Origin of the sequence: Rubrobacter calidifluminis (genome assembly GCF_028617075.1) — a bacterium.
Classification (GTDB): Bacteria; Actinomycetota; Rubrobacteria; order Rubrobacterales; family Rubrobacteraceae; genus Rubrobacter_E; species Rubrobacter_E calidifluminis.
The window spans coordinates 108,732-134,890 of the sequence record NZ_JAQKGV010000001.1 but is presented as its reverse complement, the minus strand read 5'-3'; the positions used below and the strand labels follow the sequence as shown (position 1 = coordinate 134,890).

General features: G+C 65.4%; 25 protein-coding genes. 2 read left to right on the top strand and 23 right to left on the bottom strand.

The genetic code is table 11. From position 1 onward, the window contains the following. Positions 1-39: 39 nt before the first annotated feature. From rsmA to PJB24_RS00660, 7 genes are read right to left on the bottom strand one after another with little or no spacing between them, the layout of a single operon-like run. Positions 40-810: a 16S rRNA (adenine(1518)-N(6)/adenine(1519)-N(6))-dimethyltransferase RsmA gene (gene rsmA, locus PJB24_RS00690; RefSeq protein ID WP_273841606.1), complete on the bottom strand. Its 771-nt coding sequence runs from the start codon at positions 808-810 to the stop codon at positions 40-42. A 3-nt stretch (positions 811-813) separates the two neighbouring features. Further along, entirely contained in the window at positions 814-1,575 is a 762-nt protein-coding gene (locus PJB24_RS00685; protein ID WP_273841604.1) for a TatD family hydrolase, read from the bottom strand. Positions 1,576-1,630: 55 nt separating this feature from the next. Further along, positions 1,631-2,437, bottom strand: coding sequence for a 16S rRNA (cytidine(1402)-2'-O)-methyltransferase (gene rsmI / locus PJB24_RS00680; protein ID WP_273841601.1), 807 nt, complete (start codon positions 2,435-2,437; stop codon positions 1,631-1,633). A 4-nt stretch (positions 2,438-2,441) separates the two neighbouring features. Continuing rightward, positions 2,442-3,377, bottom strand: coding sequence for an ROK family protein (locus PJB24_RS00675; RefSeq protein ID WP_273841599.1), 936 nt, complete (start codon positions 3,375-3,377; stop codon positions 2,442-2,444). Between the two features lie 24 nt (positions 3,378-3,401). After that, positions 3,402-5,063, bottom strand: a complete 1,662-nt coding sequence (locus PJB24_RS00670; RefSeq protein ID WP_273841597.1) for a single-stranded-DNA-specific exonuclease RecJ — start codon at positions 5,061-5,063, stop codon at positions 3,402-3,404. Positions 5,064-5,121: 58 nt separating this feature from the next. Further along, on the bottom strand, positions 5,122-6,393 hold the full coding sequence (locus tag PJB24_RS00665; protein WP_273841595.1) for a phospholipase D-like domain-containing protein: 1,272 nt from the start codon (positions 6,391-6,393) through the stop codon (positions 5,122-5,124). Positions 6,394-6,408: 15 nt separating this feature from the next. Further along, positions 6,409-7,164, bottom strand: a complete 756-nt coding sequence (locus PJB24_RS00660; protein WP_273841594.1) for a YcjF family protein — start codon at positions 7,162-7,164, stop codon at positions 6,409-6,411. A 120-nt stretch (positions 7,165-7,284) separates the two neighbouring features. Here PJB24_RS00660 and PJB24_RS00655 point away from each other — a divergent pair, with 120 nt between their 5' ends. Next, positions 7,285-8,379, top strand: a complete 1,095-nt coding sequence (locus PJB24_RS00655) for a sigma-70 family RNA polymerase sigma factor (protein ID WP_273841592.1) — start codon at positions 7,285-7,287, stop codon at positions 8,377-8,379. Between the two features lie 168 nt (positions 8,380-8,547). On the opposite strand, the gene PJB24_RS00650 is transcribed toward PJB24_RS00655, so the two are convergent. From PJB24_RS00650 to PJB24_RS00610, 9 genes are all read right to left on the bottom strand, one after another. Further along, the gene (locus tag PJB24_RS00650) at positions 8,548-9,816 is read right to left on the bottom strand and encodes a S41 family peptidase (protein WP_273841590.1); all 1,269 of its coding nucleotides are present in this window, start codon (positions 9,814-9,816) and stop codon (positions 8,548-8,550) included. A 49-nt stretch (positions 9,817-9,865) separates the two neighbouring features. Further along, a complete protein-coding gene (locus tag PJB24_RS00645; RefSeq protein WP_273841588.1) occupies positions 9,866-10,918 on the bottom strand; it encodes an ABC transporter ATP-binding protein in 1,053 nt (350 codons plus the stop codon). Next, on the bottom strand, positions 10,915-11,934 hold the full coding sequence (locus PJB24_RS00640; protein WP_273841586.1) for an ABC transporter ATP-binding protein: 1,020 nt from the start codon (positions 11,932-11,934) through the stop codon (positions 10,915-10,917). The genes PJB24_RS00645 and PJB24_RS00640 overlap by 4 nt, the downstream gene beginning before the upstream one ends. A gap of 6 nt (positions 11,935-11,940) precedes the next feature. Continuing rightward, positions 11,941-12,846: an ABC transporter permease gene (locus PJB24_RS00635; RefSeq protein WP_273841584.1), complete on the bottom strand. Its 906-nt coding sequence runs from the start codon at positions 12,844-12,846 to the stop codon at positions 11,941-11,943. A gap of 14 nt (positions 12,847-12,860) precedes the next feature. Next, positions 12,861-13,820 carry an ABC transporter permease gene (locus PJB24_RS00630; RefSeq protein ID WP_273841582.1) on the bottom strand — a complete coding sequence of 320 codons (960 nt, stop codon included), beginning with the start codon at positions 13,818-13,820 and terminating at the stop codon, positions 12,861-12,863. A 96-nt stretch (positions 13,821-13,916) separates the two neighbouring features. Continuing rightward, complete coding sequence (locus PJB24_RS00625) at positions 13,917-15,581, bottom strand: peptide ABC transporter substrate-binding protein (protein WP_273841581.1); 1,665 nt, start codon at positions 15,579-15,581, stop codon at positions 13,917-13,919. A 175-nt stretch (positions 15,582-15,756) separates the two neighbouring features. Then, positions 15,757-16,647, bottom strand: coding sequence for a DUF1028 domain-containing protein (locus PJB24_RS00620; protein ID WP_273841580.1), 891 nt, complete (start codon positions 16,645-16,647; stop codon positions 15,757-15,759). A gap of 377 nt (positions 16,648-17,024) precedes the next feature. Then, positions 17,025-17,810 (bottom strand): serine hydrolase, encoded by a 786-nt coding sequence (locus tag PJB24_RS00615; RefSeq protein ID WP_273841578.1) that lies wholly within the window; start codon positions 17,808-17,810, stop codon positions 17,025-17,027. Continuing rightward, on the bottom strand, positions 17,811-18,542 hold the full coding sequence (locus PJB24_RS00610) for a C40 family peptidase (protein WP_273841576.1): 732 nt from the start codon (positions 18,540-18,542) through the stop codon (positions 17,811-17,813). A 59-nt stretch (positions 18,543-18,601) separates the two neighbouring features. Between PJB24_RS00610 and PJB24_RS00605 the strand changes: the two genes are divergently transcribed. Beyond that, positions 18,602-19,180 carry a GNAT family N-acetyltransferase gene (locus PJB24_RS00605; protein WP_273841574.1) on the top strand — a complete coding sequence of 193 codons (579 nt, stop codon included), beginning with the start codon at positions 18,602-18,604 and terminating at the stop codon, positions 19,178-19,180. Between the two features lie 252 nt (positions 19,181-19,432). On the opposite strand, the gene PJB24_RS00600 is transcribed toward PJB24_RS00605, so the two are convergent. The 7 genes from PJB24_RS00600 to PJB24_RS00570 all read right to left on the bottom strand — a co-directional run bounded on the left by PJB24_RS00600 (position 19,433) and on the right by PJB24_RS00570 (position 26,095). After that, positions 19,433-20,350, bottom strand: coding sequence for an ABC transporter permease (locus tag PJB24_RS00600; protein WP_273841572.1), 918 nt, complete (start codon positions 20,348-20,350; stop codon positions 19,433-19,435). 21 nt (positions 20,351-20,371) lie between these two features. Continuing rightward, positions 20,372-22,057 (bottom strand): ABC transporter substrate-binding protein, encoded by a 1,686-nt coding sequence (locus PJB24_RS00595; protein ID WP_273841570.1) that lies wholly within the window; start codon positions 22,055-22,057, stop codon positions 20,372-20,374. A 61-nt stretch (positions 22,058-22,118) separates the two neighbouring features. Continuing rightward, a complete protein-coding gene (locus PJB24_RS00590) occupies positions 22,119-23,078 on the bottom strand; it encodes an ABC transporter permease (protein ID WP_273841567.1) in 960 nt (319 codons plus the stop codon). Between the two features lie 77 nt (positions 23,079-23,155). Beyond that, entirely contained in the window at positions 23,156-24,172 is a 1,017-nt protein-coding gene (locus PJB24_RS00585) for a bactofilin family protein (protein WP_273841566.1), read from the bottom strand. Further along, positions 24,169-24,690 carry an anti-sigma factor family protein gene (locus PJB24_RS00580; RefSeq protein WP_273841563.1) on the bottom strand — a complete coding sequence of 174 codons (522 nt, stop codon included), beginning with the start codon at positions 24,688-24,690 and terminating at the stop codon, positions 24,169-24,171. The genes PJB24_RS00585 and PJB24_RS00580 overlap by 4 nt, the downstream gene beginning before the upstream one ends. Continuing rightward, entirely contained in the window at positions 24,687-25,301 is a 615-nt protein-coding gene (locus PJB24_RS00575; protein WP_273841561.1) for an RNA polymerase sigma factor, read from the bottom strand. The genes PJB24_RS00580 and PJB24_RS00575 overlap by 4 nt, the downstream gene beginning before the upstream one ends. A gap of 65 nt (positions 25,302-25,366) precedes the next feature. After that, positions 25,367-26,095 (bottom strand): Crp/Fnr family transcriptional regulator, encoded by a 729-nt coding sequence (locus tag PJB24_RS00570; RefSeq protein WP_273841559.1) that lies wholly within the window; start codon positions 26,093-26,095, stop codon positions 25,367-25,369. Positions 26,096-26,159: the final 64 nt, after the last annotated feature.

Genomic DNA, 26,159 nt, shown 5'->3' with positions numbered 1-26,159 from the left:
CCGAACGCGAGCGATTATACCGGAAGGCGCCTCGGGCCGTCAGCTGCTCGACGCCCGGTGGAGCGCGGCGAGCTCTTCGGGCTGAAGCTCCTCGGCCCTGACATCGGGGTGACGGCCGAGCTCCCGCAGGGCCACCTCGGTCCGGTCGCGGACCTCGTGCGGCAGGTTGTTGACGAGCCGCTTGCGCCGGCTGGAGAAGACCGCGAGGACGAACTCTTTGATCGCCTCGTAATCCTCCGGTCTTTCCCTGCGCCGTACCTCCACGACCGCCGACCAGACCCGCGGCGGCGGCTCGAAGACGGATGGGGGGACGCGGTGGACGATCCTCACCTCCCCGAGCAGCTGCATGAGCACCGCGTAGGCCGCGTAGTCCTTGCTCCCGGGTCGGGAGGCCATCCTCCTCGCCACCTCGAGCTGCACCATGAAACGCATCCACCCGACGAAGGGCGCCTCCTCGAGCAGCCTGAGGACGAGCGGGGAGGCGATGTTGTACGGCAGGTTGGCGGCGAGACGGTTCGGCAGGGGACGGAGCGAGGAAAAATCCATGCGCAGGGCGTCGGCCCGGTGGACGATGACGTTCTCACGATCCCTCACGGCTTCGCGGAGCGCCGGGATCACGTCCCGGTCCAGCTCCACCGCGTGCACCAGTCGCGCCCTCTCGGCCAGGAAGGCCGTGAGAAAGCCCCTGCCGGCCCCGATCTCGAGCACCACGTCTTCCCGCGTGATCCCCCCGGCGACGATGCGCGCGGTGTTCGGGTCTTTGAGGAAGTGCTGCCCGAGGTGCTTCTTGGGCCTCTCCGGCCGCGTCAAACGCTATTCGACCTCCGGGGGCAGCCCGAACAGACGCCGGGCGTTGGCCGTGGTGGTGCGCGCGATCTCCTCCTCCGGCACCCCGAGTCGCTCCGCGACGAACCGGGCGGTGTGGACGACGTTGGCCGGTCGGTTCCTCCTGCCGCGCACCGGACGGGGGCTCAGGTACGGGGAGTCCGTCTCCAAAAGGAGGCGCTCCGCATCGATCAGGCCCAGTACTCCCGCCGTCCGGCTGTTCTTGTAGGTGACGTTACCGGTGAGGCCTATGTAGTAGCCGCGCTCCTTCGCCTCCTCGACCTCCCTGCGTCCCCCCTCGAAGCAGTGGAGCACGACCGGCACCCTCGCCCCCGAGAGCAGCGACATCACATCCTCGAAGGCCTCGCGGCAGTGGATGACGAGCGGCATCCTGAGGTCGTTGGCGAGCGAGATCTCGTCCTCGAAGAGCGCCCGCTGGGCCTCGCCGGTCTCCCGGCCCCGATAGTAGTCCAGCCCGACCTCGCCGATGGCGACGACCCCCGGCGACTCGGAGAGCTCCGCCACGGTCTCCAGATCCGAGGCCGTGTAGGCATGTGCGTTGTGAGGGTGGATGCCGACGGTGGTGCAGACGTGGGGCAGCGCAGCGGCGAGCGCCACTCCTTTCCTGGAGTCTTCCGCATCGGTCCCGATGTTCACCACCACCCCGACCCCGGCACCCCTGGCCTCCTCCACGGCCTCTTCGGGGGAGACGTCGAGCATGAGGAGGTGCGCGTGGGAGTCTACGAGCATCCGGGACCTGTCTCTCCGGTTCTCATGGCAAGGGAATTATACAGAGAGAAGCTCATCACCCCTCCCTCCGGACCAGCCGGTCGTAGACCTCGCCCCTGCTCACCCCCCTGCCACGCGCGGCGCGGGAGGCGGCGCGGGATGGGCTCTCCCCCTGCGAGACATACCGCCGGGCGTCCGCGAGCGCCTCCTCGAGATCGTCCCTCCCCAACCCCTCCCCACCCCGCACCACGACCACGACCTCGCCCCTCGCACCCGCGGCGAAGCGCTCCGCGGCCTCCTTCGCCGTGCCCCGGAAGACCTCCTCGTGCAGCTTGGTGAGCTCCCGGCAGACGGCGACCGGGGCCTCCGGGGGCAGCTCCTCGAGCGTCCTGGCGAGGCGGTTCGGGGACTCGAAGAGCACGAAGGTCGCCCTCTCCCGGCGTACCTTATCCAGCAGCTCCTCGCGCCCCTTCCCCCTGCGGGGTACGAAACCGGCGAAGATCACCACGTCGGCCGGCAGCCCGGAGACGGCGAGCGCCGTGGTGAGCGCCGAGGGACCGGGGAGCGCCTCGACCCTTACGCCCGCCTCGATGCAGCAGCGGACCAGCCGGTATCCGGGATCCGAGACGAGCGGCATCCCGGCGTCTGAAACGAGCGCCACGGTCTTCTCACGCGCCTCGCGGCAGAGCCTCGGGGCGAGCCGGTCTTCGTTGTGCTCGTGGTAGGCCAGAAGCCGGTTCTCTATGCCGTGACGGGCGAGGAGCCTCCCGGTTCGCCGGGTGTCCTCGCAGGCTATGACGTCCGCCTCGCGCAGGACCCTCAGGGCGCGCAGCGTTATGTCCTCCATGTTGCCTATCGGGGTCGGGACGACGACGAGCGGCATCCCGCTACGCCTCGTCGAGGATGTAGCGGCCGGTCTTTGGGTCGCGGGCGAGCGCCGCCGCCCCGAACATCCCCGACTCGGGGCCGAGGGTGGCCCCCTTGACGACCACGAGGTCGCGTGAGGGAGGACGCGCCCTCAGACGCACCTCCTCGCGCGCCGGCCCGAGCAGCGGCTCCCCGGCGTCGACGGCCCCGCCCCCTATGGCGACGACCTCCGGGTTGAAGACGTTGACAAAGGATGCGAGCCCTATCCCGAGCCACCGTCCGGTCTCCTCGAGCACCGCCAGCGCTCCCTCGTCGCCCGCAGCGGCCAGGCGGCTCACGTCCTCGCCGAAGATCTTACGCTCCATCGCGAGCTCCGCGAGCGCCGAGCCGGGATACCTGGCGGCGATCTCCCTCGCGCGCCTCCCGATCGAAGTCCCGGAGGCCATCACCTCCAGGCAACCGCGGTTGCCGCAGGCGCAGCGCGGCCCGCTGGGGAGTACGGTCACGTGTCCGAGCTCCCCGGCGGCCCCCTGCGCCCCGCGCAAAAGCATGCCGTGCGAGACCACACCCCCACCGATGCCGGTGCCGAGCGTCACCATCACCAGGTGCTCGACCCTGCGATCGAGCCCGAAGCGCAGCTCGCCCCAGGCCGCCGCGTTCGCGTCGTTCTCAACGGTCAGCGGGAGCCCTATCCGGGGCTCGAGCACCTCCTTGAGGGGTATCCCCTCGACCGCGCGCAGGTTCGGGGAGTAGACCACCCGGTTCTCCCGCTCGGAGACGAACCCCGGCACCGAGAGGCACACCCCTCCCACCTCGAAGCCCTCCCGCACCTCGTTTATCGCGCGGACGAGGGTCGAAAGCAGAATCTCCGCTGAAGAGGAGGTGGGGTAACGGACCCGGCTGAGCGCCTCGCCCTGTGGGGTTATTACCCCGGCGGCGATCTTGGTACCCCCCACGTCCACCCCGACGGCGTTCAGGGGCTACTTCCTCCAGTCCAGGATCTCGATCTCGGCCCCCCCGCCGTAGGCGCTGCGGTAGACGGTGTAGGCGGCGTCGAAGGGTCCCTCGGGCAGCGCCTCGGGCGGGGCGGCGAGCCTCGCCGCCGGTCCGTCCTTCACCCTGAGGAGGCACATCCCCTCCCAGAGCCGCCGGACCCCCTCGACCACGAGCCCGCCGCTCACGAAGAGCGGCCGGTGGTTGCCGCTCCCGAAGGGGGCCAGCCGCTCGTGCCACCCCAGGAAACCGTTCGAGAGCGCGGAGAGCGGCACCTCGGCCTCAACCTCCAGCGCGGGCTCGAAGATCTCCGGGTTGGCCTCGTGCTGGGCGCGCACCGCCGCGTTGACCCCGCGCGAGAACTCCTCCAGCCTGCCCGGCCTCACCGAGATGCCGGCGGCCTTGCGGTGTCCGCCCCACTCGCCCATCAGGTGCCGCACACGCAGAAGCGCCCCGTAGAGGTCCACGTCGGTCTCCCCGGCGCGGGCCGACCCCCCGTAGGAGCCGTCGGCCCTGCGGTTCAGGACGGCCGCCGGGCGCCCGGTCGCCGCGGCCACCTTCCCCGCTATGAGCCCGGCGATCCCCCCGATCTCCTCCGAGATCACCACCTTCAGATCCTGCTCCGGATCGACCTCCGCGAGCGCGAGCTCGACCGCCCGCTGCGTCCTGCGCTGGCGCTCGGCGTTCAGATGATCGAGCTCCGAGGCTATCCGGGCCGCCTCCACGCGGTCGCGGGTGAGCATCAGCCTCAGCGCGGGCGTGGGATCCTTCATCCTCCCGATGGAGTTGATCCTGGGCCCGATGCGCCAGCCGAGATCCTCCTCGTTCAGAGCACCCCTCACCCCGGCCACGTCCACCAGGGCCCGCAGCCCGGGCCGGATGCTCCTTTTACGCAGGCTCTCGTTCAGGTAGCGCAGCCCGGTGCTGGCGAGCGCCCGGTTGTCTCCGACGAGCGGCGCTATGTCCACTACGGTCCCGAGCGCGACCAGGTCGAGCGAACTCTTGAGGAGGCGTCGCCCTTCCTCGGGGCCGCCGAGCTCCCTCGCCACGGCCCACGCGAGCTTCCAGGCCACCCCGACCCCGGCGAGCGGGTCCTCCGGGTCCCAGAGCTTGGGGTCGAGCACCGCGACGGCCGCCCCCGGCGGGTCTTCGGGCGGGATGTGGTGGTCGCTCACGATAACGTCCATCCCCAAAGACGCCGCGAGCTCCACCTCCCGGCGGTTCGAGATGCCGCAGTCGGCGGTGATGAGGAGGTCGACTCCCTCGGCGAAGAGGTCCCTCACGTAGGGCTCGAGCAACCCGTAGCCCGTCTGGCGGGTCGGGAGCCTGACGAGCAGGTTCTCCGTGTAGCGCGAGAGTGCCTCGTAGAGCAGCGCCGCCGAGGTGATACCGTCGGTGTCGTAGTCCCCGAAGATGCCTATCCGCTCCCGGTCCCTCACCGCCCGGGCGATCCGGCGCGCCGCCGCGATCCAGGGCTCCTCCTCGGGCCTGCGCACGGTCAGGAGCGAGGGCGAGAGGAAGGAGGACGCCTCTTCCGGAGGTACGCCGCGGTTAGCGAGCACGCGGGCGCAGAGGGCGTCGATGCCCTCCAGCCGTTCGAGCTCCGCCACGAGCCCCTCCTCCGGCTCGAGCATACGCCAGCGCGCCAAGATCGGTTCCTCCCCTGCGACGATGATCTTCTCTTCGAGCGATTATACAGAGCCGCGCTCAGACCAGCGGGCTCAGGGAGGCGAGCGTGCGCTCGACGGCCTTCGCCGGCAGCGGCCTCTGCTCCCAGGCCTCCAGCGTCAGCTCCTCGGCGTTCGTCTTGTCCAGCTCGAACATCCGCTCCATCTGGGCGGCGAAGCGGCGGCTGTAGATCTCCAGGTTGATCTCGTAGTTGCCGAGCATGCTGAAGCGGTCTATGTTCGCCGTCCCGACGGTCGACCACACCCCGTCTATGGTCGCGGTCTTGGTGTGGATCATGAGGTCCTTGTAACGGAAGATCCTCACCCCCGCCGCCAGCAGCTCGTAGAAGTGGCGCCGGGCGAGCCAGTCGGCCGTGACGTGGTTCGAGTGCTCGGGCAAAAGGATCTGCACGTCCACCCCCCGCGAGGCGGCCTCTATCAGGCCGGCTTTGAAAGCCCGGTCCGGAACGAAGTAGGCGTGGGTGAGGTAGATGTGGTGGTTGGCCCGGTCTATAGCCTCCAGGTACATCGCGCGGATCGGGAAGATGCGCAGGTAGGGGTCGTTGCGACGGAGCAGGATCTCCGGCCTCCAGGAGCGCTCACGGCCGGGCTTTATCGGCGGGAGGGCCCCGGTCTTGTGTGTGTTCCAGAAGTCTATGAAGGCGTTCTCGAGCTCGCACACCTCCTCACCGCGCACTCGCAGGTGCGTATCCCGCCAGCTGCGGGCATAAAGCCCGCCTATGTTGTACCCGCCCACGAAGCCGACCCGCCCGTCCACGCAGAGTATCTTGCGGTGGTCGCGGAAGACGTTGCGCGGGTCCACGAGGCTCACCGGGTGGTCGAAGGGCCGGAAGTGCAGGGTCTTTATCTCTTTCGGGAAGCGCTTGAACTTCGCCGGTACGACCAGGTTGGCGAACCCGTCGAAGATCACGTAGACGTCGACCCCCTCGCGCGCCTTGCGCGCGAGGGCCTCCACGAAGCGCCTGCCGAGCTCGTCCCCCTTCCAGATGAACGTCTCGAGAAAGATGTGGTCCTGCGCCGAGGCGATCTCCGAGAGCATCTCCTCGTAGAGCCTCACCCCGTAGGGGAAGAGTTTGAGGCTGCTGCCTCCGGACTCGACCTCGACCTCCGGCTGCTCCTCCCAGGGGAATCCCTCGTGCGGCCCCTCCCGGCGTTTTCTCAGCTCGCTCATCAAGGTGAGAGTGGCGAGCGTCGCCGCCTGTACACCGGCAAGCGCGAGCCCCGAGCGCACCGCCGCCCGGCGCAGCCCGGAGAGGCCATCCTGGAGGGCGTGGTTCACGCGAGCAGGCATGCCGGGATCATACCATCAGCGCCGCCGCAGCCGGGCCGAGATCTCCTCCGCCTCCCGCCTCGCCCGGCGCCAGATCTCGTCCCGCTCCCGCTCGGAAGGCTGCCGTTTGCCACGCTCGAAGTAGAGTATTGCCGCCCGGCCCATCGCGAGCGTCCCGGCGTACCCGATCGTCCCGGCCGCAGCCCAACCGCCCACCGGCACCAGCTTGACGGCCTGCCGGGCGAGCGAACGCAGCCCGAAGCCGGCCGCCAGCACCCCGGCGAGCTCTCGGGCCCTCTGCAACGAGAGCTCCTCGCCGTGGACCGCCGCGATCATGAGCACCATCCGGGCCTGGTTGGCGGTCATCACCGGCATGTCCGCTCCGGGAACCGGGATCGCACCCACCACCGCGTTCTGGCGGGCGTTCTTGTGCACTATCTCCTCGCATACCGCCCGGCGGAGCCCCGGATAAGAACGGCCCAGCGAGACGAGGTGGTCATCACCCACGGCGCGCGCCACGCGAGGCACGAGCTCCCGGCGCACCGATTCCTCCGAGAGACTGGAGAGCAAGAATCTCTGCTCCCGCTCCACCGCCGGACCGGAGATCACAACCGCCCCGTCTCTGTCTACTGAGATCACGACCCCGGCGCCACGCCCGCTCCGTCCGGCTCCGATGGCCCCCGCCACCCTCGCGGCGGCCTCCTCATCGCCCAACACGCCCAGCCTGACCTCGCCCCTCGCAGCGCGGCGGGACTCCCCCCACGCCCGGTATATGTGTCTCAGGCCGTACAAAACGCCCCTCCCATTCGCTGACGAGGACAATATTAATTGATCTTCGGCCTTTTTCAGATATATTACGTAGCAGCAACAAGCGGGTTGCAGTCCAGAGAAGGAAGTTCAGAGGGTTCTACCTTGCAGCCTCATCGCGATCTGCGGGATATAGAGGAGGTTCGAGAACTCTTCGAGACCGGCCAGCAGGCCGGGGCGCTTGAATCGAGCGAGGTACTTGACCTCCTGCAGGAGGTGGATCTCTCCACCGAGGAGATACACCAGGTCTACAGCCTCCTGAAGGATCAGGGGGTCGAGATCGTCGACTCCGAGTTCATCGACCAGACGCTCAAAGAGGACGAGGACACCAAGCTCGTCGAGGAGGTGCTCGAGGGCGACCTCAAGAGCCGCTACACGGGTGATACGGTCCAGATGTACCTCGACGAGATCGGCAAGACCCCGCTGCTCACCAAGTCGCAGGAGATCTACCTCGCCAAACGCATCGAGCGCGGCGACGAGAAGGCCAAGGCGCATCTGACGCGGGCGAACCTGCGTCTGGTTGTCTCGATAGCCAAGAAGTACGCCGGCCGGGGCGTCTCGCTGCTCGACCTGATCCAGGAGGGCAACATCGGGCTGATGCGGGCGGTCGAGAAGTTCGACTACCGCCGCGGCTACAAGTTCTCCACGTACGCCACCTGGTGGATCAGGCAGGCCGTGACCCGGGCGATAGCGGACAAGGGGCGCACCATCCGCATCCCGGTACACATGGTCGAGAAGATCAACAAGTACTACCGCGTCCAGCGCAACCTGGCGAGCGAGCTCAACCGGGACCCGACCGACTCCGAGATCGCCCGGGCGATGGGCCTAGACGTGGAGGAGATAGAGCACATCCGTCAGGTCTCGCGGCGTTCGATCTCTCTGGAGACCCCGGTCGGCGAGGATCACACCTCCGAGCTCGGGGACTTCATCGCCGACGAGGAGTCGGAGTCGCCGCACGACCTCGCGCGGTCCTCGCTGCTGAAGGCCCGCATGAGAGAGGCCCTGAACGGCCTCCCGGAGAGGGAGCGGCAGGTGCTTGAGTACCGCTTCGGCCTCACCGGAGGCCAGCCGAAGACGCTCGAGGAGGTCGGCGAGCGCTTCGACGTGACGCGCGAGAGGATCCGCCAGATACAGCTCACCGCGCTGGCCAAGATAAAGAGCGGCCCTCACGCGCCGGGGCTCAGAGACCTCCTCGACTGAGGTCCGGCGCGCCGGGCATCACCTCCTCGAGGTGAGCGTGCGGTTCAGGACGAAGACGGCGACGAGGGCCACGATTATCAGCCCTATAAGGATCCACATCGTCAGGTTACCCACTTCTTCCACCTCTCTTCGCTGTCTGCTTCCTGCAGCCCGAATCCTAACCCGAATTCAGCGGGAGGTCGCGCCCACCCCCGACCTGGACCGGGGAACCAGTTCGTCGCAGGCCCGCGCGAGCTGGGGATCCTTCCGCAACGCCTCTTTCTGGCTGGTGTGCCTGAGCTGGGCCGGGATGATCTGACGGTCGCCCTTACCCAGCTTCACGACGACATTCGGCTCGATCCCACTCTTGCGGATGAAGTCGCCGTCGGGGGTGAGCCAGTCGGCCACACCGATCAGGATCGCCGAGCCGTCGCTCAGGCTGTACTCCGCGAGCACGGTCCCGGTGCCGAACGTCCTCGTGCCTATCACCTTCGCCCGACCGTCGTCCCGCAGCGCTCCGGCGAGTATCTCAGCACTCGAGGCGGTGCCGTGATTCACCAGAACCGCCAGCGGCGCCTTCACGGGGTGCGCGTCGTCGGGCACCCGGATCTTCTGGCGGGCCCCGGAAGAATCCCTGCGGATGTAGACGACCCGCCCGGGTTCTAGAAAGACGCCCGCCGCCTGCACCGCCTGGTCCACCTCTCCGCCCGGATTGTCCCGCAGGTCAAGGATGAAACGCCTCGCCCCCGCCGCTCTCGCCGCCTGGACGGCCTTCCTCAGCTGTGAAGCGCTGTCCCTGGAGAACGACGAGAGCCTCACGTCGGCGACGTGGTCTCCGAGCAGCGCCCAGGAAGCCGCCGGAACGTTGACCTCCTCACGCCGCAGGACGTAGGTGTGCAACCCACCCCCGCGCTTCACGGTGATCCTCACGGTCGTCCCCTTCGGCCCCCGAACTCTCCTCGCCACCTTCGAGATGTCCTCCCCGCGGACGCTCGCACCGTTCACGGCCACGATCACGTCCCCCGGTCGTATGCCCGCTTTCGCCGCCGGCGAGCCGTCTATCGGGGCGACGATAACCGCCCGGTCGCCCCTCTGCTCGAGCTGGATGCCGACGCCGACGTACTTCCCGGAGAGCTCCTGTTGGTTGCTCTTCACCTCTTCGGGGGTGAGAAAGCGGGTGTGTCCCCTGTCGCCGAGCGTGTTGAGCATCGCCTGGATGGCCGCGTAGGTCATCTTTTTCGGCTTTATCGCGCTCTGCTCGACGTAGTGGTTGCGGACGATGTTGAGCGCCTGGGCGTAGAGCTTCACGCTGTTCTGCTCCCCGGGGCCCATCCCCGCCGGGCTCTGGGAACGCCCGTAGAGGTAGGCGCCAGCCACCGCGGCGGTGAAAAAAAGGACCAGCACGACGTACCGCACGGGAAGGCGGCGCCGCGAGCCAGTCCGGAATTTGCCTCTCACACCCTGATTCTATCTTCCCTGGTTGGCGGGCGGAGAGGCCCCCGCGCGGCTACTCCCCTCCCACCCGGTAGGGCGTGCTCTCGACCTTCTCCTCTATCCGCTGGCCCTGCCTGACCGGGAAGAAGCAGGAGGCGAGATGCTCCTCGTTGTCCTGCGGTTCCAGCGTGGGGACGTGCTCCGCGCAGTAGTCGCGGGCGCGCGGGCAGCGGGTGTGGAAGGTGCACCCTGAAGGAGGGTTCGCCGGAGAGGGGACGTCGCCCGTCAGGACTATGCGCCGCCTCTCGCGCTCCTTCTCCGGGTCCGGAATCGGTATGGCCGAGAGCAGCGAGCTCGTGTAGGGGTGTCGCGGTGAGTCGTAGATATCCCGGCGGCTGCCGGTCTCGACGACCCGGCCCAGGTACATCACCGCCACCCGGTCCGAGATGTGCTTGACGACGGAGAGGTCGTGGGCGATGAAGATGTAGGTCAGGTCGAGCTCCTTCTGCAGATCCTCGAGAAGGTTTATGATCTGGGCCTGGATCGAGACGTCGAGCGCGCTGACCGGCTCGTCGCAGATGATCAGCTTCGGACGCAGGGCTATGGCGCGGGCCACGCCTATCCTCTGCCGCTGTCCGCCAGAGAACTCGTGCGGGTAGCGGTTGTAGTGCTCCGGGGAGAGCCCGACCATCTCCAGGAGCTCCTGAACCTGTTTCTTGTGGTCGCCTTCGACTTTGTGCGTCTTCAGCGGCTCGGCGATGATGCTGCCGACGGTCATCCTGGGGTTGAGCGAGGCGTAGGGGTCCTGGAAGATGATCTGCATGTCCCGGCGGACGCGCAGCATCCGCCGGCGGTCGAACTGGAGGATGTTCTCCCCCTCGAAGACAACCTCGCCATCCGTGGGCTCGAGAAGCCTGAGTATGCAGCGGGCGAGCGTGCTCTTCCCGCAGCCGGACTCGCCGACGAGCCCGAGCGTCTCGCCCCGCTTCACCTTCAGGTTCACTCCGTCGACGGCCTTCACGTACCCCACTGTGCGCTTGAAGATGCCCGCCCTGATGGGGAAATGCATCTTCAGGTCGTTCACCTCTAGCAGATACTCGGAGTTCTTCCTTGCGTTCTCGCTCATCCCTCTACTCCAAGCTCCTGGTCGACCTTGTTCTTGCGGGCCTGCAGCTCCTGCACCGAGAGTATGCACGCCGCCTGATGCCCGGGTTTCTTCTCCTCGAGTTTGGGGTCGGTCTCGTAGCACTCGTCCTTGACGAACGGGCAGCGCGGGCTGAAATTGCATCCTTCGGGCAGGAAGATCAGGCTCGGCGGCTGGCCCTTTATCGGGAGGAGCCTCACCTCGCCGGCGGTGTCCAGGCGCGGGATGGAGCGCAAAAGCGACCAGGTGTAGGGCATGAGCGAGTCGTAGAAGATCTGCTCGGTGGTGCCCGTCTCGACCGCCCTCCCGGCGTACATCACCATGATCTTGTCCGAGATCTGCGCCACCACGCCGAGATCGTGCGTGATCATGATGATCGCCGTGCCGTACTTCTCCTGCAGGTCGACCATCAGCTCCAGGATCTGAGCCTGGATCGTGACGTCGAGCGCGGTGGTCGGCTCGTCGGCGATGAGCACCTTCGGGTTGCACGCGAGCGCCATCGCGATCATCGCCCGCTGGCGCATCCCGCCGGAGAACTGGTGGGGATAGTCCTTCGCCCGCTGCTCGGGGTTCGGTATCCCGACGTCCCTCAGGACCTGCACGGTCTTCTCCCAGGCCTCCTTCTTGGAGACTTTCTGGTGGATGCGGATGGCCTCCATGATCTGGTTGCCCACCGTGAAGACCGGGTTGAGGCTGGACATCGGATCCTGGAAGATCATCGCGATGTCGTTGCCCCGGATCTTCTGCATCTCCTTCTCGGGCAGATCGAGCAGGTTGCGCCCCTCGAAGAGGATCTCGCCCTCGGGGTACTCCGCCGGCGGCCTGGGGTTGAGCTGCATGATCGAGAGCGCCGTCACGCTCTTGCCGCTCCCCGACTCGCCGACGATGCCGAGCGTCTCCCCCGGCTCGAGCGAGAAGCTTACTCCGTCTACGGCCTTCACCACCCCATCAGGGGTGTTGAAGTAAGTCTTCAGGTTGTTTACCTCTAGCATAGCCATGATCGTTTATTCTACCGCCTTCGGGTCGAGGGCGTCCCGCAGCCCATCCCCGAGGAAGTTAACCGCAAGCACGGTTATGACTATCATCACACCGGGGAAGACCGCGAGCCACCAGTTCTGCGTCATCGTGGTCCGGGCATCCTGCAGCAGGTTGCCCCAGGATGGCGTCGGCGGCTGGATGCCGACGCCGAGGAACGAGAGCGCGCTTTCGTAGAGGATCGCGAGCCCGACGGTGAGCGTCGCCTGCACGACCATCACGCCGACCACGTTGGGCAGGATGTGCCGCAGCATGATCTTCGCGTTGGAGACGCCGATCGCCCTGGCGGCCTGCACGAAGTCCTGGTCGCGCAACGTGAGCACCTGCCCGCGCACGATGCGCGCCAGCGTGGGCCACAGAAGGATCGCCAGCACCCAGGTTATCGTGAAGGCACTGAACTGGAAGATGCTGCCGATGACGATGAGAAGCGGCAGGAGCGGCAGCGTGAGCACGTAGTCGGTGAGCCCCATGATCCCGCTGTCGATGAACCTGCCGTAGAAACCTGAGACTATCCCGAGGGCGGCCCCGAAGATCGTGGAGATTATCCCCACCCCGAGTCCGAGGAAGAGCGAGACTCTCCCACCGTAGAGCACCCGCGTGAGCTCGTCTCGACCTATCTGGTCGGTGCCCATCGGATGGTCGAGACTCGGCGGTTGCGCGAGCGCGTTCAGGTCTATCTCGGCGTAGCCGTAGGGTGCGATGAACGGCGTCAGTATGGCCACCACGTACAGCAGGATCAGCACCACCCCACCCGCGATGGCCAGCTTGTGCCGCCTGAAGCGGCGCCAGATGATCTCGCGCTGGCTGCGTGCCTTCGCCTGCCCCGTGACACCGGGCTGCCTCAGCTCCGTGACACCGGTGCCCTGCTCCATCATCCTACTACCCCCCTTCAGCTGTAGCTCACCCGCGGGTCGACCATCGCGTAGACTATGTCCGCGATCAGGTTGAAGAGCACCACGAGCACCGCAAAGATGAGCAAAAGCGCCCGCGCCACGTTGTAGTCGCCCTTGTAGATCGAGTCGACCAGAAGAAACCCGAGCCCAGGCCAGGAGAAGATCGTCTCCGCCACCGGCGCCCCACCAGCGATGTACGCTATGTTGAGCGCCAGGATCGTCACCGTGGGGATCAGGGCGTTCCTCAGGGCGTGCTTGAGGTAGACCGATCTCGCCCGGAGCCCCTTGGCCCGCGCGGTTCTCAGGTAGTCCGAGTCGAGCACGTCGAGCATCGCGCTGCGCTGGAAGCGACTGTAATTTGCTATTTGGATAACCGAAAGCGTTATCACGGGCAAGGCCAGATGCTGCAGGAGATCCACCACCCCGTTCTGTCCCGGGCTGTGTATGCCGGAGATCGCAAAGACGTGCGTCCCGGCCCACCTGGCGAGGTAGACTCCGAGGAGGAGCTGCAGGATGAGCCCGAGCCAGAAGTCCGGCATGCTGTAGCCCACGAAGGTGAAGAAAGTCCCCACCTTGTCGAAGGTGCTGTAGCGCCTTATCGCCGAGTAGATCCCAAAGGGTATCCCTATCAGAGCCGAGACGATGAGCGCCGAGCCCAGCAGCAGCACCGTGGGCCAGATCCTGGGTATGATGATGTTGTTTACAGAGGTGTTCTGCTTGAAGCTCAGCCCGAAGTTGCCGTGCAGCACGATGTCCCGGATCCAGATCAGATACTGCACCACCATCGGCCTGTCGAGCCCGTACTGATGGCTTATCCTCTGCAGATCCTGCGGGCTTATCCTGGGATTGCTGAGCTTGAGCTGCGTCAGCGGGTTCCCGGAGAGGCTCACCAGCCAGAAGATCGTGATGCTCGCCAGAAAGAGGATCACGAGGCCGAAAAGAAGCCTCCTTATCACATAAGCATACATTCTCCGGCTAGCACCTCCCGCTGGATGGCTCGACCGGACCCCGATGGGCCGGGGTCATCCGGCCCATCGGATCCCGCATCCTGGCTAGACGAACTTCCACTCGCCGATGTTCCAGAAGACGCCGGCCAGCGTCGGGTTGACCTTCGGGCCCTGCAGGTTGTCCACGTAGGCGATGTAGACCGGCCGCTGGTACATCGGTATGAGCGGCAGATCTTTGGCCATCTGATCCTGCGCCTTCCTGAGCAGCGCGGCCCGCTGGTTCACGTCAACCGTCTTGTCCGACTCGTGCAGCCACTTGGTGACCTGCTGGTTCTTGTAGCGGTAGTAGTTCTGCCCGTTCGGCGGGATCTGGTCGGCCGAGAAGAGCGTGGTTATCGAGGGGTCGGGGCTCGCCAGCCAGGCCCATTCACCCATCTCGAAGTTCCCTTTCGGGGTCCACTGACCGAAGAAGGTCTCGGCGGCGGTGTTCTTTATGCTCACGTTGATGCCTATCTGCTTGAGCTGCTGCTGGATTATCTGCTGCAGCGTCTCACGCAGGGCGTCATCCGCCGTGGTTGAGAAGGTGATGTTCATGTTCGCACCGGCGGACTTGGCTTTCTGCGCGTACTGTTTGGCCCTGGCGAGATCATGCGAGTACTCCTGCCAGGCCGACGTGTAGTACGGCTTCTGATCGGGAACCAGCACGCTCTGCAACGGGTTGACCTGCCCCTTGAGTAGCTTGTTTATGACCTGCTTGCGGTCGATACCGTAGGCTATGGCTCTCCTCAGGTTCAGATCCGGCACCTTTTCGAGGTTGAAGGCTATGTGCTCCCAGACCGTTCCGGCTTTGCTCTGCACCTTCGCCCCGTTTATGGCCTTGAGCTTCTGGAACAGACCGATGTTGGGCGGAGGGTTGATGAACTGCACCTCACCGTTGCTGAGCGAATTGACCAGGGTGTTTGTGTCCGGGATCCAGCGAAAGGTCACCTTCTCTATGGCCGGCTTGTCACCCCAGTAGTTGTCGTTGCGTACCCAGCTTAAGTATTCGCCTTTCTTCCAGGTGTCGAACTTGTACGGGCCGCTCCCAACGATGGAGTTGTTGAGCGCGGTATTGAAGTTCTTGTTCTGGTAGATGTGCTTCGGGAGGATCTGGGTTTCCGATCCACCGAGCAGCGTCATCCAGGGGGCGAAGGGCTCCTTGAATGTCATCCTGACGGTGCGCTTGTCCGGGGTCTCGAACTTGGAGATCTTGTCCCACCCGAAGCGGGTGATGATGTGGTTCTTCTTGTTCATCACCTGCTCGAAGGTCCAGCGGGCATCCTCGCTGGTGAGCGGTTTGCCGTCGGACCAGGTCACCCCGTCTTTGAGCCTGTACTCGATGGTGAGCGGATTCTTCTTGAGGATCTTCGGCATCCCGTCGGCGAGCTCGGGCGCGAAGGACAGATCCGGCATGATCTTGAGCGGGCTCTGCAGTATGCCTACGGTGGTGTCCTGGGTGGCCTGCAGATCACCGCCCGTCACGTAGTTGTTCAGGATGTTCGGCTCCTGGTCGTAGCCGATTATCAGCTGGTTGTTGCTCCCCTTCTTCGCCTTGCCTCCACCAGCGCTGCCGCCACCGCCACTGGAACCTCCCTGGTTTCCCCCGCCGCCGCATCCGGCGGCGCCCAGTACGCTTACCCCGGCTAGACCGGCACCCCCGACCTTGAGGAAGTCGCGGCGGCTGATTCCATTGCCGGGCTTCTTTGCATCCTTTTTTCTTTTGCTCGTCACGTGCTCCTCCTCCCTTGCGTACATGAAGAACGTTCAGCATCAAGGCTTTTGCTCTCGTGTCGATATTCTTCTACCAACCAGGTTCCTCTGAAGAACACCCTTTCCCCCGCGCCTGCACAAAGCAGCACGCCTTTTCGCAAATGCAGTATACCGACCCGTGAAAAATACGCAACCTCTATGCCCCCCCGCCAGCACGTTCCCTCAAAAACCCGAGCACGGCGCGGTCTATGTAGCCCCTCTCCTGCTCACGCTCTTCGAAGTTCTCAGTGCGTACGAACGCCTCGAGTGCCGGGTGGAGATCGTCGTCGGAGACCTCTGCCCCCCGCAGGTAACCGAGCCGGGCGAGACAGCGCACCACCTCATCCCGGACCTCCCCTTCGATCGCGATAACGTCCTCCGGAGAACTCCTCCCGAAGTAGAGCCGGTGCAGCCCGTAGAGCCGGACAAGCTCCTCAATGGGCTCCGGATGGTCGTCGACCCGCAGATCGACCGCCCGGTCGTCGAACCCGCCGTATCCCCCACCCTCACAGACCACGAGCAGGGCGGCCGACTGTCTGCCCCGCCGGTCCCCACCGGCCTCCTGCCCGGCCCGCAGGGCCGACAATAACTTCCCGGCCAGAGGTCCCTCCGAAGCCTGGAAAGTCCTGGCCATGGCCTCTACCGTCTCACCGCCGACGAGGATGTTGCCCTGGGCGGCGAATTCCTCCCCGGCGACCCCGCCAGCCCACTCCATGCATTCGTCCCCGGTGAACGTTGCGCTCTGCCCCGTCGCGTCTACCACCCCCACCTGCCGGTGGGCGCTCTCGGGGTCGGAGGCCACCAGCTCGGCGATGGTCTCCCGCGCGCTCTTCCCCTCGGACATCATCTCCAGCCCCCGTGGACCGTAGGTGGTGTTGGCCATGGCCTGGGTCGCCACGGCCCCGACGCCGGCCCTAGCCCACGGGACGACCGCACCGACTGCCAGGAACTTGGACTGCACGGCGACGCCGAGCTCCCCGCTCTCAGCATCGCATCCGACTATGGAGAAAGTGGCTACGAGGGGCAGCCTCTCCGGGAAAGAGTCCATGAATTCCTCCTCTCCCAGGTATCCTGATCGCTTTGTCGCCGATCACTGCTTCCGCCCTCATCCTGGAAAGACCCAACCTCCACACCCGCCGACCGCCGGGTCGGTCCCATCTTCAACGACAGGAAGTTTCTCAGAGATCCCGGCCTCTTGTCACGCACCCGGCTCACCCAACCATCCGGGTCACCGACTCCACCCGGGAGGCCTCCCGTCGCCGGAAGTCTAAGGGAAAGCCACCGACCCGCTCTTCAGCCCTGGAAACAAAGCCTTCGTGGCCTTTTGACGAGATGTTCGGACCTCTGGATGATTTTTGCCATCAGCATCTCCTGAAATCCCACGAGGTGCACGGCGCAGACGCACCCGCCGGAGGCGGGGCATGATCACGCACCCGAACGGTGGCCCTGCAGAAAGAGTTCCGCCAGGACCGCGGTCGCGTGTCCCACCGGCTCCCCGGCGGCCCTGAGATCACCCTCCGCGATCACGCAGAGAGCGTAGGCGTAACCTGGCAGAACGACGAACCCGGCGTCGCCCGCCATCCCCTCGAGATCGCCGGTTTTGTGGGCCAGCGTGGCCCCGTCCGGCAGCCGCACGGGGAGCGGGGGCTCGATGCGCTGCCGACGGAGCATCTCCAGAAAGAGACGGCGATGCGGCTCGGAGAGTAGCCCGCTGCGCCACACCGCGCAGAGGAGCCCCACGACGTCACGGGGCGAGGTGAGGTTCTCCTCCCCGCGCTCCGAAGCCCGAGAGTCCATCATCTCACGCGCGAGTACCGTGTGCCGCAGGCCCAGGGAACGGGCGAGGCGGTTGACAACGTCCATGCCGAGGCGCCGGATCAGGGCGTTGGCCGCCGTGTTGTCACTCGCGGTGATCATGGCCCACGCAAGCCCTCTGACCGTAAAAACACCCGGCGTGCTGACCTCCGGCGAATACGCGACGAGGTCTTCCGCGCGGATTTCGAGCGACTCCTCGAGCGACACCCCGCCTCCCTCCACCTCGGCGAGAAGCGCCGCCAGGACGAAGAGCTTTATCAGGCTCGCGCTCCGGAAGACCTCGTCCTCACGAACACCGAAGCTCTTGCCGGCGAGCGGTCCCTCCAGCCCGAGCGCATAGAGCCCGACCCTGCAACCCGGGACCACGCCGAGATCAGCGAGCAATCCCAGGTTCACTCATCCCCGTCCGTAACGCGCGAAGCCGACGTACCCATCCTCCGAAACCTTTCGCACCGAGACCCCGCCGTCCTCGCCCTTGGCCGAAACGTAATCCCCATCCCCGAGGTAGAATCCGACGTGCGTTATCCCGCCCTCCCCGAAGAAGACGAGGTCCCCCGCGCGGGCCCGCTCCCAGCCCTCCTCGCTCCTGAAGGGTGCGCTCGCGAACTGATCCTCCGCGTCGCGCGGCACCGCGATGCCTCTGATCTGCATCACCCGCAGCACCAGCCCCGAGCAGTCCATCCCGCGCGTCGAGTCGGTGCCACCCCACCGGTACGGCAGCCCGAGAAGCCGCAGACAGAGATGGTGGCCCCCGATCTCGATCGGGTCCCCGACCCGCCGCAGGACCCCGGCCTCGACATCCACCGGCCTCCCGTCCGGGAGCACCGCCCTCCCCTTATCCTCCCCGAGCAGAGCCCCGAGCGGCAGCCCGGCCCGATTGTTCCTCACGACCACGAGGTCGGGGCTCCAGGAGCCGTTCTCGACCAGCGACCCATCATCGCGCACCCAACCGGGATACCCCCGCGGATCCAGGTGCGAGCGGTGATCCGGCACGACCACCCGCAGCCAGCCGCCGGACTCCTCGAGAACCTCCACCCGCTCCCCGGCGACGACCTCCGTGACCATCTCCGCTCCGCCTTCTGGAGCGGCGCGTACGGCGGCAGACCGGGGTGCTACAAGGTTAGACATAGAATCTATTGAAATCCGGGTGCGTGAGCCGCGTCAAGTCCTACTGTAGAATACTTTGTATGCTCCCGCCGATACTCAGGGACTTCCCGGATTCCTTCGAAACAGCGCGGCTCCTGATCCGCTCCCCGATGCCCGGCGACGGCGCGGAGCTTCACGCGGCGGTGCGGGAGTCCTACCGCGAGCTCGAGCCCTGGATGCCGTGGGTGCGCGAGCACGAGACCGTCGAGGACTCCGAGGAGAGCGTGCGGCGGGCGAGGGTCCGTTTCCTGGAGAGGTCCGACCTGCGCCTGCACCTTTTCATGAAGGACACCGGAACGCTCGTTGGGTCGAGTGGCCTGCACCGGATAGACTGGTCGGTTCCCAGGTTCGAGATCGGGTACTGGTGCCGCAGCAGCTTCACCGGGCAGGGCTACGTCACCGAGGCGGTCCGCGGCATAACGGCCTTCGCCTTCGAGTACCTCGGAGCACGCCGCGTCGAGGTCCGCTGCGACCCCCGCAACGAGCGTAGCCACCGGGTCATAAGGAGATGCGGCTTCAGGCTCGAAGGTGAACTGCGCAATGCACAGGTGGCCCCGGACGGCAGCCTGCGGGACACCCTGATCTTCTCCCTGCTCCCTGGGGAGCAGGAAACCTCGTAGGACTACCCTGGCGGTGACTCAAACGTACCCGAAACCCGGCGGGAAGATGAGCACGACGATCGCCGCCCACACGGCCTAGACCGTCAGGTAATTCGTCTGCCACTTCTCTAGACTCGTCAGCAAACCGCGGCCCCTCGGAAAGCACAATCGGATTTCTCAATCGAATCTCCGGGTCTCGTATCTACTCTATCTTATCCTTACAAAGAAAAAGGGGACCGGCAGTCCCGGCCCCCTTTCCTGAAGCCACACGTCTCAGTCGTAGGCCACCCGCGGATCGAGGAGCGGGTAGAGCAGGTCTATGACCAGGTTCGCCGCGACGATCAGGAAGCTCGCGAAGAGCACCGTCCCCATGATCATGGGTATGTCCTGGTTCTGCACCGCCTGCCAAGCGAGCGTACCGATCCCCGGCCAGCCGAAGACCTCCTCTATGACCAGCAGGCCACCGAGGGCGTAGCCCAGGTCCATCCCGAACATCGTCACCACGACCCGCATCGCGTTACGGAACGCGTGCTTGAGGATGACGGCGCTCTGACTGAGGCCCTTGGCCTTCGCGGTGCGGATGTAGTCCTCGTTCAGGACCTCGAGCATTCCTGCCCGGGTCATCCGGGTGTAGAACGCAGCACCCGTTATACCGAAGGTGAGGGCCGGCAGGATGAGCGCCTTCAAGCCCCCCGTGCCACCGAGCGGGAAGAGCGGGATCTTGTACGCCAGGAAGAAGAGCAGAATTATCCCGAGCCAGAACTGCGGGATCGCCAGCCCGATGAGGACGAACAGGTTCGAGATTCCCTCGACAAACCCCCGCTTGACGGCGACGACGATGCCGGTCGTCACGCCTATCACCAGTTCGACGATCACCCCGGCCACCGCCAGCTCGGCCGTGTACGGGAACCGCTGCAGGATCGTGGGCAGAACCTCCTCCTGGGTCCGATAGGAGCGCCCGAAGTCGCCGTGGACCGCCCGGTCCACGAAGCTCAGGTACTGGTCGTAGAGCGGCCTGTCCAACCCGAGCTGATGATAGATGCTGTTGACCACCGACTGCGGGGCGTTCGGGCCGGCTACGACCCGCGCCGGGTTGACCGGCACGACGAACGCGATGAGGAAAGTTATGACCGAGACCAGAAACAGCGTGAAGACGACCCACGCTATCCTGCGCAGCGCGTATGCAGCCATCCTAAACCCCCACTGCCCCGATCACGTCAGGTACCACTGCTGGTAGATCTGGTAGAAGACCGGGTGTATGTCCGTCCCCTTGAGCTTCGGGTTGACGAAGTAGACCGCCTTCTGGTTGTAGAGCGGCACTATCGGGTTGTCTGCCAGGATTTGGCGCTGAATCTTCTGGTACATCGCCAGGCGCTTCTTGTGGTTCGTCTCGATCAGGGCCTGCGCCAGCTCCTTGTCGACGGTCTTGTTCGAGTAGTGCGACTGGTTGTTGGTCGGGATCTGGTTCGAGTTGAACAGGACGTCCAGGAAGTCGGAGGGGTCCGGGAAGTCCTGGCTCCAGGCGCCGACGCCGGCCTGGGCCGAACCGGACTCGATCTTGCTGATCCACTCGCTGAACGAGATGCTGTGCAGCGTCATCTTTATCCCTATCTGGGACAGGTTGTTCTGTATGACCTGGTCCACCTTCGGCTCGTCCGAGGTATTCTGGTCCCAGAACTCGATGTGGAAGCCGTTGCCGTAGCCGGCCTCCTTCAGGAGCGACCTCGCCTTCTCCGGATCGTATGGATAGCCCTTTATGCTCGGGTCGTAGCCCGGCATGTGGGGCGGCAGAATCTGGTTCGTCGGTACGACCAGCCCCGCGAGAACCTGGGCGATACGCTTCTTGTCTATCGCATACTGGAAGGCGAGGCGCACCTTGGGGTCGGTGAAGGGCTTCTGCTGGGTGTTGTAGAAGAGGTACCAGAGCGTGTTCGAGACCGCGCTCTTGATGTAGCTCTTGTACTTGGGGTTGTTCTTTACCTGGTTGTACTGTGCGGACGGAAAGTCGAAAGCGTAGTCGTTCTGGCCCGATTCGACCCGCTGGATCTCGGTCGTCGGACTTATCCCGATGGTGATGTCTATCTCGTTGGACTTGGCTTCGGTGGTCTCGGGCGAGCCGCTCGGGTTCTTGTAGCTCTTGTTCTTAACCAGGATGAGCTTCGATCCGTGACTGAACTGCTTGACCATGAAAGGTCCGCTCCCGACCGGGTGGGTGTCGAAGTTCGGGCCCGCCTTCTCGACCGCCTTCTGTGGCACCGCCGAGGCCGGTGGTATCGCCATGGTCTGCAGGAAGGTCTGGTCGGGCTTCTCCAGGTCGAACTCTATCCTGTAAGGAGAGAGCACCTTGATGCCCTTGACGTCCCCCTTGGGGTTCTTGCGGTAAGCCGCTCCGCCGACGATGTTGGTGTAGAAGTCCGCTACCGGGCTCTTGGTCTTCGGGTCAAGGACGCGCTCTATCGCGTACTTGAACGCCTGCGCATTCACCGGCTCTCCGTCGGTAAACTTCAGCCCCTTGTGTATATTGAAGACGTACTTGTGCCCGCCGTTCTCTGGCTTGGGCACCTCGGTCGCGGCCCATGGCACGAAGCCCTCTCCACTCTTGTTGTAGGTGATGAGCGTCACGAAGGTCGCGTGGATCACCGGCCAGCTGAGCGTGTCGTAACCCAGAGCCGGATCGGTGTGCGGGATGTCCTGCTGGGTAGTGACCTGTATGGGTCGGCTGGCGCTCCCGCCGCCACCGCTCGAGCCACCCTGTCCTCCACCACATCCGGCGGCCCCGAGCAGGGCGGCCCCGGCTAGGCTCGCTCCCCCCGCCTTCAGGAAATCGCGGCGGCTGACCCGCCTCCGGCCGCCGGAGGTGTACGGGTTGGCCTCGTCCTCGCCTCTCTTCCTTGTCATCATCTCCTCCTTCCTTCCTTCACGTCCCGCCGGACCCTCCGGCAGCACCACTCCTTCAAAACTACTTTCTCGGGTCTAGCGCATCTCTGAGCCCGTCGCCCAGCAGGTTGAGCCCGAGGACCGTGATCGCAACCGCTAGACCAGGGAAGACCGCTATCCAGGGAGCCGAGGTGAGATACTGGTCACCGTCGCTTATCAGGTTCCCCCAGCTCGGGGTCGGCGGCTGAACGCCGATGCCGAGGAACGAGAGGATCGCTTCGTAGAGCACGGTGGTCGAGAACCCGAGCGTGACGTAGACGATGATCTGACCGTAGACCTGCGGCAGAAGGTGCCGGATCAGGATCCGGAACCGGCTCACCCCGATACTTCGCGCCGCGTCCACATAGTCGCGGTTCTTCACCGAGAGGATCTCACCGCGCACGATCCGGGCGAGGTAGAACCAGCTCACGAACCCGATGACGAAGATGACGACCTTGAGACCCGGTTTGAGCGCCACCGAAAGGAAGGCAGCGAAAAGCAGGACCGGGAAGCTCATCATCACGTCGGTGAAGCGCATGAGCAGCGTATCAATGATCCCACCGAAAAACCCGGCCACCGCACCTATGGCGACGCCTATTATCGTGGAGATTATGTTCGCCAGGATGGCGACCTCCATCGAGGTGCGCGCCCCGTAGATGAGCCTGGAATACAGGTCGCGCCCGAGGGGGTCGGTGCCGAGCCAGAACTTACCGGAGGGTGGTAGCGGGCTTCCGGTGGCCGTAAGGCCGTTTCGGAACTGGATGTTGGGATTGTATCGCGCCAGCACGGGCGCGAGGATCGCAACGAGTATCATGATCAGGAATATCGCAAGCCCCACGAGGGCGCTCTTGCTGGCGAGGAAACGCCGCAGGGCCTCCTCCCGCGGGGACCGGCTCTTTATACCCCGTAGCGATCCCCCCGCCTCCTGTTGCGAGGTCGCTAGCCTATCCGGGGATACTGTCAGCTTGGAGCCTCCTTTCTTCACGCTCGGTGCCGCGGGCATCACGGATGATCCGTGCGCGCTGTATAACCAGTCAAGAAACTACTCCCGGCGGAGGAGAAAGTCAAGAAAATACCGCCCTATAGACCGCGCCTCCTGGAAAGCACCGCCAGCACAGTGGCCCCAAGCCCGAGCAGCACCAGCCCGCAGAGCAAGAAGGTTCCCACCATCGGCACCAGCGCCGAGATGGCGACGAGAACCGCCCCGACTATGGCCGCCGCGGCGTTGCCGCTCCTGTAACGCCCGGTGGCGAAAAGCGTCCTGCGCCCGAGGAAGTACGCCGTGGCCACCGTCCCGAAGAGCGCGAGCCCGAAGTAAGCAGGGACCAGCAAAACTAGCACCGGCCCACCGACGACCGAGACCGCGAGCACGACCCCGAGCACCACGAACAGCGGTACCGAAGCAACCCCCACGAGTAGCGAACGCCCCGGATACCACTCTATGCTCCTGGCCGCCGAAGCCAGCGGGCGCGGCATCACCATAGTCAGAAGGACGCTGCAGGCGACGAACGCGAGCGTCCCAAGCCCCCAGCCGATCAAACTTCCCCCACCATCCGTCCCTCCGGGATCCGTACCCCGCAGCCCGCTGTTCTGGAAGGCCACCCCCGTCACCTCGGGCCTCGCGCTCATCTGCCGGCTCTCCTCGGGCATGCTGCAGCTGCGACATATTATGCTCCCGCCGAACCAGGCGCGGGGGCCGTTGTGAATGCTCCCATGTCCCACGTCTACATCTCCGCCCACCGGGGCGTCTATGTAGACGTTGCCGTTTCCGGCCTTGACCCCACCGGCGACCGGCCCCATTATGCGGACGTCCCCGGAGCCGGAGTTCACGTTCCCACCCACCCGGCCCTCAACGAGTATGTTCCCCATCCCGGAGCTTACGTCCCCCCTGACACGGGCCCCGGGCTCGACCGTGACGTCGCCTATGGCGGTAGTGGCCGAGTCCACGGTCTGCCCGTCGCGCACCACCACATCCCCGATCGCCCGGTCCACGAATGCCCGTGCCGGCTGGGCAGGAGCAAGCACGAAAAGCCCAAACGCGAGCAATGCCAGAAGGCGAACGGAACGCGAGAGCGGTAGGGTCGGTGCCGCCCTCATGCCCGCCGCGAGCGGCGGACGGCAGCCACCACGACCACCGCTATGACGGCGTCCACGAAGGTCCCGACCCCGAGGATCAGAAGAAGCGGCCAAGCGGCTACCGAGATCCCAGTGTGCACGGCCTCCGCAACCCCCGAAATGAGCCCGGAGAGCTCGTTGAACGCCCCGGCGAAAGCGCCCACCAGTTCTACCCCCCCCGTACGCTCCAGATCCAGCAGTGCGGCGACGAACAGCACGATCGCCAGGGCGCACCAAGCGGCCCGGACCTTCGCCGATCGGGTGGGCAGGGCCATCACCACGCCCCGGCTTATGGAGCTCCTCTCCACCGGGACGCAGCGGCCCATGCTCCCCGCGAGGAAAGAGCTCAGCCCAGACTCCCGCTCGTAGAGCCGCCGGCACTCCGGGCAGCACGACAGATGCTCGCGCACCTCCCTCTCCTCCCGGGGATCTAGCGAACCCTCCGCAAACTCGAAGACACGCGTGGGATCGCATCCGGTCCTTCCATCCTGACACCTCACAGGACCTCTCCGGATTCCTCCAGCCGGTTCGCAAGCATGTTGCGGGCCCGAAAGAGCCTGCTCTTGACAGCCGGTACCGAGATTCCGAGAACCTCGGAGATCTCCGCGTAGCTGAGCCCTTCGGCGTAGCGCAGGATCAGCGGTACGCTGTAGGATTCCGGCAGGTCCACAACCATCCTCTGGATGCTGCGCGAGCGGTCGGCCTCGACGGCCTCGTCCTCGGGCCCGCTGGATTCGTGCCCCGAATGCACCTCCGGGATGAACTCGATGGTCTCTTTCCTTCTCCTGAGCGTGTCCACGCCGAGGTTGTTGGCGATCGCGAGCAGCCAGGTCTTGAACCTGTACTGGGGGTTGAAGGATTCGAGCCTGTCGTAGGCCCTCAAGAACGTCTCCTGTACGAGATCCTCGGCCGATACCTCACGCCTGGAGTAAGGATAGAGCACCCTCCAGACGAGCCTCTCGTACCTCCGGACCAGCTCCTCGTAGGAACGCAAGTCCCCGGCAAGAGTACGCTCGACCAGCTCGTCATCCTCGAGCTTCGTCCTGTCGAGCGAGAGCCGGCCGAGCCTCTCGCGCCATCTGGCCAGTTCCGCTGCGGAGGTGTAACCCATGACATCCTCAGTATACGACGTGCAGGTATGCGGGGTTTCGCACCCCCGTGCGTCCCCTTATACCCTTATATGGGCTGCTGGCCGTCCACCTGAAGCCCCGAGATCTTCGATGCCTGCTCCTCGAGCGCCGCGCGGTCGGCGATCACAATGCGCCGGTTGAGCACCTTTATGTACCCCTCGCGCTGGAACTCGCTCATCACCTTCGAGACAGCCTCCCGGGTGGATGCGATCATGTTGGCCAGATCCCGGTGGGTGAGCCTGAGGTCTATCACCGCTCCTTCCCCGTCCCCGTTCCCCAGCCTCTCGGAAAGGTTGAGCAGGAGCGCGGCCAGCCGGGTGGAGACCTCACGGTGCAGCAGCCGCTCTATCACCTCGTCCGACTGCCTGAGGCGCTCGGAGAGCGAGGAGAAGAGCTTGAGCGCGAACTCGGGGTTGTTCTTCACCACCTGCTCCAGCGAACTCTTCGGCACCCCAGCCACCCGCACGTCGGTCACTGCCTCGGCGAAGACATTTTGCCAGCGCCCCTCCACGAGGCTCAGCTTTCCGAAGATACCCCCGTCCTTGAGGATGGCCGTGGTGGCTTCCTTGTAGCCGTCGTAGAGCCGGTAGAGCCTTATCGTACCCTCGAGCAGGAAGTAGAGCTGGTCGTCGGGGTCTCCAGGGGCGAAGATCGTCTCCTTTGCCTGGTAGCTGCGTTCGACGAACCTGACCCCGGCCTCCTCGAAATCCCGCCGTGTGAAACCCTCGGGCGCGCTGAGGGCCGCGAAACCGCCGGTGCTGCGCCTGAAAGGCATTTTCTCTCCGTCTCCGCTTTTCTTTCTCTGTGGTTGCCAGCCACACCGGCGGGGCACGCCCCCG

What these genes read in the sequence shown, in the direction of transcription:
- PJB24_RS00685 (WP_273841604.1), bottom strand. Translation starts at nt 1,575, where the DNA reads ATGCTCGTAGACTCCCACGCGCACCTCCTCATGCTCGACGTCTCCCCC.
- rsmI (WP_273841601.1), bottom strand. Translation starts at nt 2,437, where the DNA reads ATGCCGCTCGTCGTCGTCCCGACCCCGATAGGCAACATGGAGGACATA.
- PJB24_RS00665 (WP_273841595.1), bottom strand. Translation starts at nt 6,393, where the DNA reads ATGCCTGCTCGCGTGAACCACGCCCTCCAGGATGGCCTCTCCGGGCTG.
- PJB24_RS00645 (WP_273841588.1), bottom strand. Translation starts at nt 10,918, where the DNA reads ATGAGCGAGAACGCAAGGAAGAACTCCGAGTATCTGCTAGAGGTGAAC.
- PJB24_RS00640 (WP_273841586.1), bottom strand. Translation starts at nt 11,934, where the DNA reads ATGGCTATGCTAGAGGTAAACAACCTGAAGACTTACTTCAACACCCCT.
- PJB24_RS00635 (WP_273841584.1), bottom strand. Translation starts at nt 12,846, where the DNA reads ATGATGGAGCAGGGCACCGGTGTCACGGAGCTGAGGCAGCCCGGTGTC.
- PJB24_RS00620 (WP_273841580.1), bottom strand. Translation starts at nt 16,647, where the DNA reads ATGGACTCTTTCCCGGAGAGGCTGCCCCTCGTAGCCACTTTCTCCATA.
- PJB24_RS00610 (WP_273841576.1), bottom strand. Translation starts at nt 18,542, where the DNA reads ATGTCTAACCTTGTAGCACCCCGGTCTGCCGCCGTACGCGCCGCTCCA.
- PJB24_RS00605 (WP_273841574.1), top strand. Translation starts at nt 18,602, where the DNA reads ATGCTCCCGCCGATACTCAGGGACTTCCCGGATTCCTTCGAAACAGCG.
- PJB24_RS00600 (WP_273841572.1), bottom strand. Translation starts at nt 20,350, where the DNA reads ATGGCTGCATACGCGCTGCGCAGGATAGCGTGGGTCGTCTTCACGCTG.
- PJB24_RS00595 (WP_273841570.1), bottom strand. Translation starts at nt 22,057, where the DNA reads ATGACAAGGAAGAGAGGCGAGGACGAGGCCAACCCGTACACCTCCGGC.
- PJB24_RS00590 (WP_273841567.1), bottom strand. Translation starts at nt 23,078, where the DNA reads ATGCCCGCGGCACCGAGCGTGAAGAAAGGAGGCTCCAAGCTGACAGTA.
- PJB24_RS00585 (WP_273841566.1), bottom strand. Translation starts at nt 24,172, where the DNA reads ATGAGGGCGGCACCGACCCTACCGCTCTCGCGTTCCGTTCGCCTTCTG.
- PJB24_RS00575 (WP_273841561.1), bottom strand. Translation starts at nt 25,301, where the DNA reads ATGGGTTACACCTCCGCAGCGGAACTGGCCAGATGGCGCGAGAGGCTC.
- PJB24_RS00570 (WP_273841559.1), bottom strand. Translation starts at nt 26,095, where the DNA reads ATGCCTTTCAGGCGCAGCACCGGCGGTTTCGCGGCCCTCAGCGCGCCC.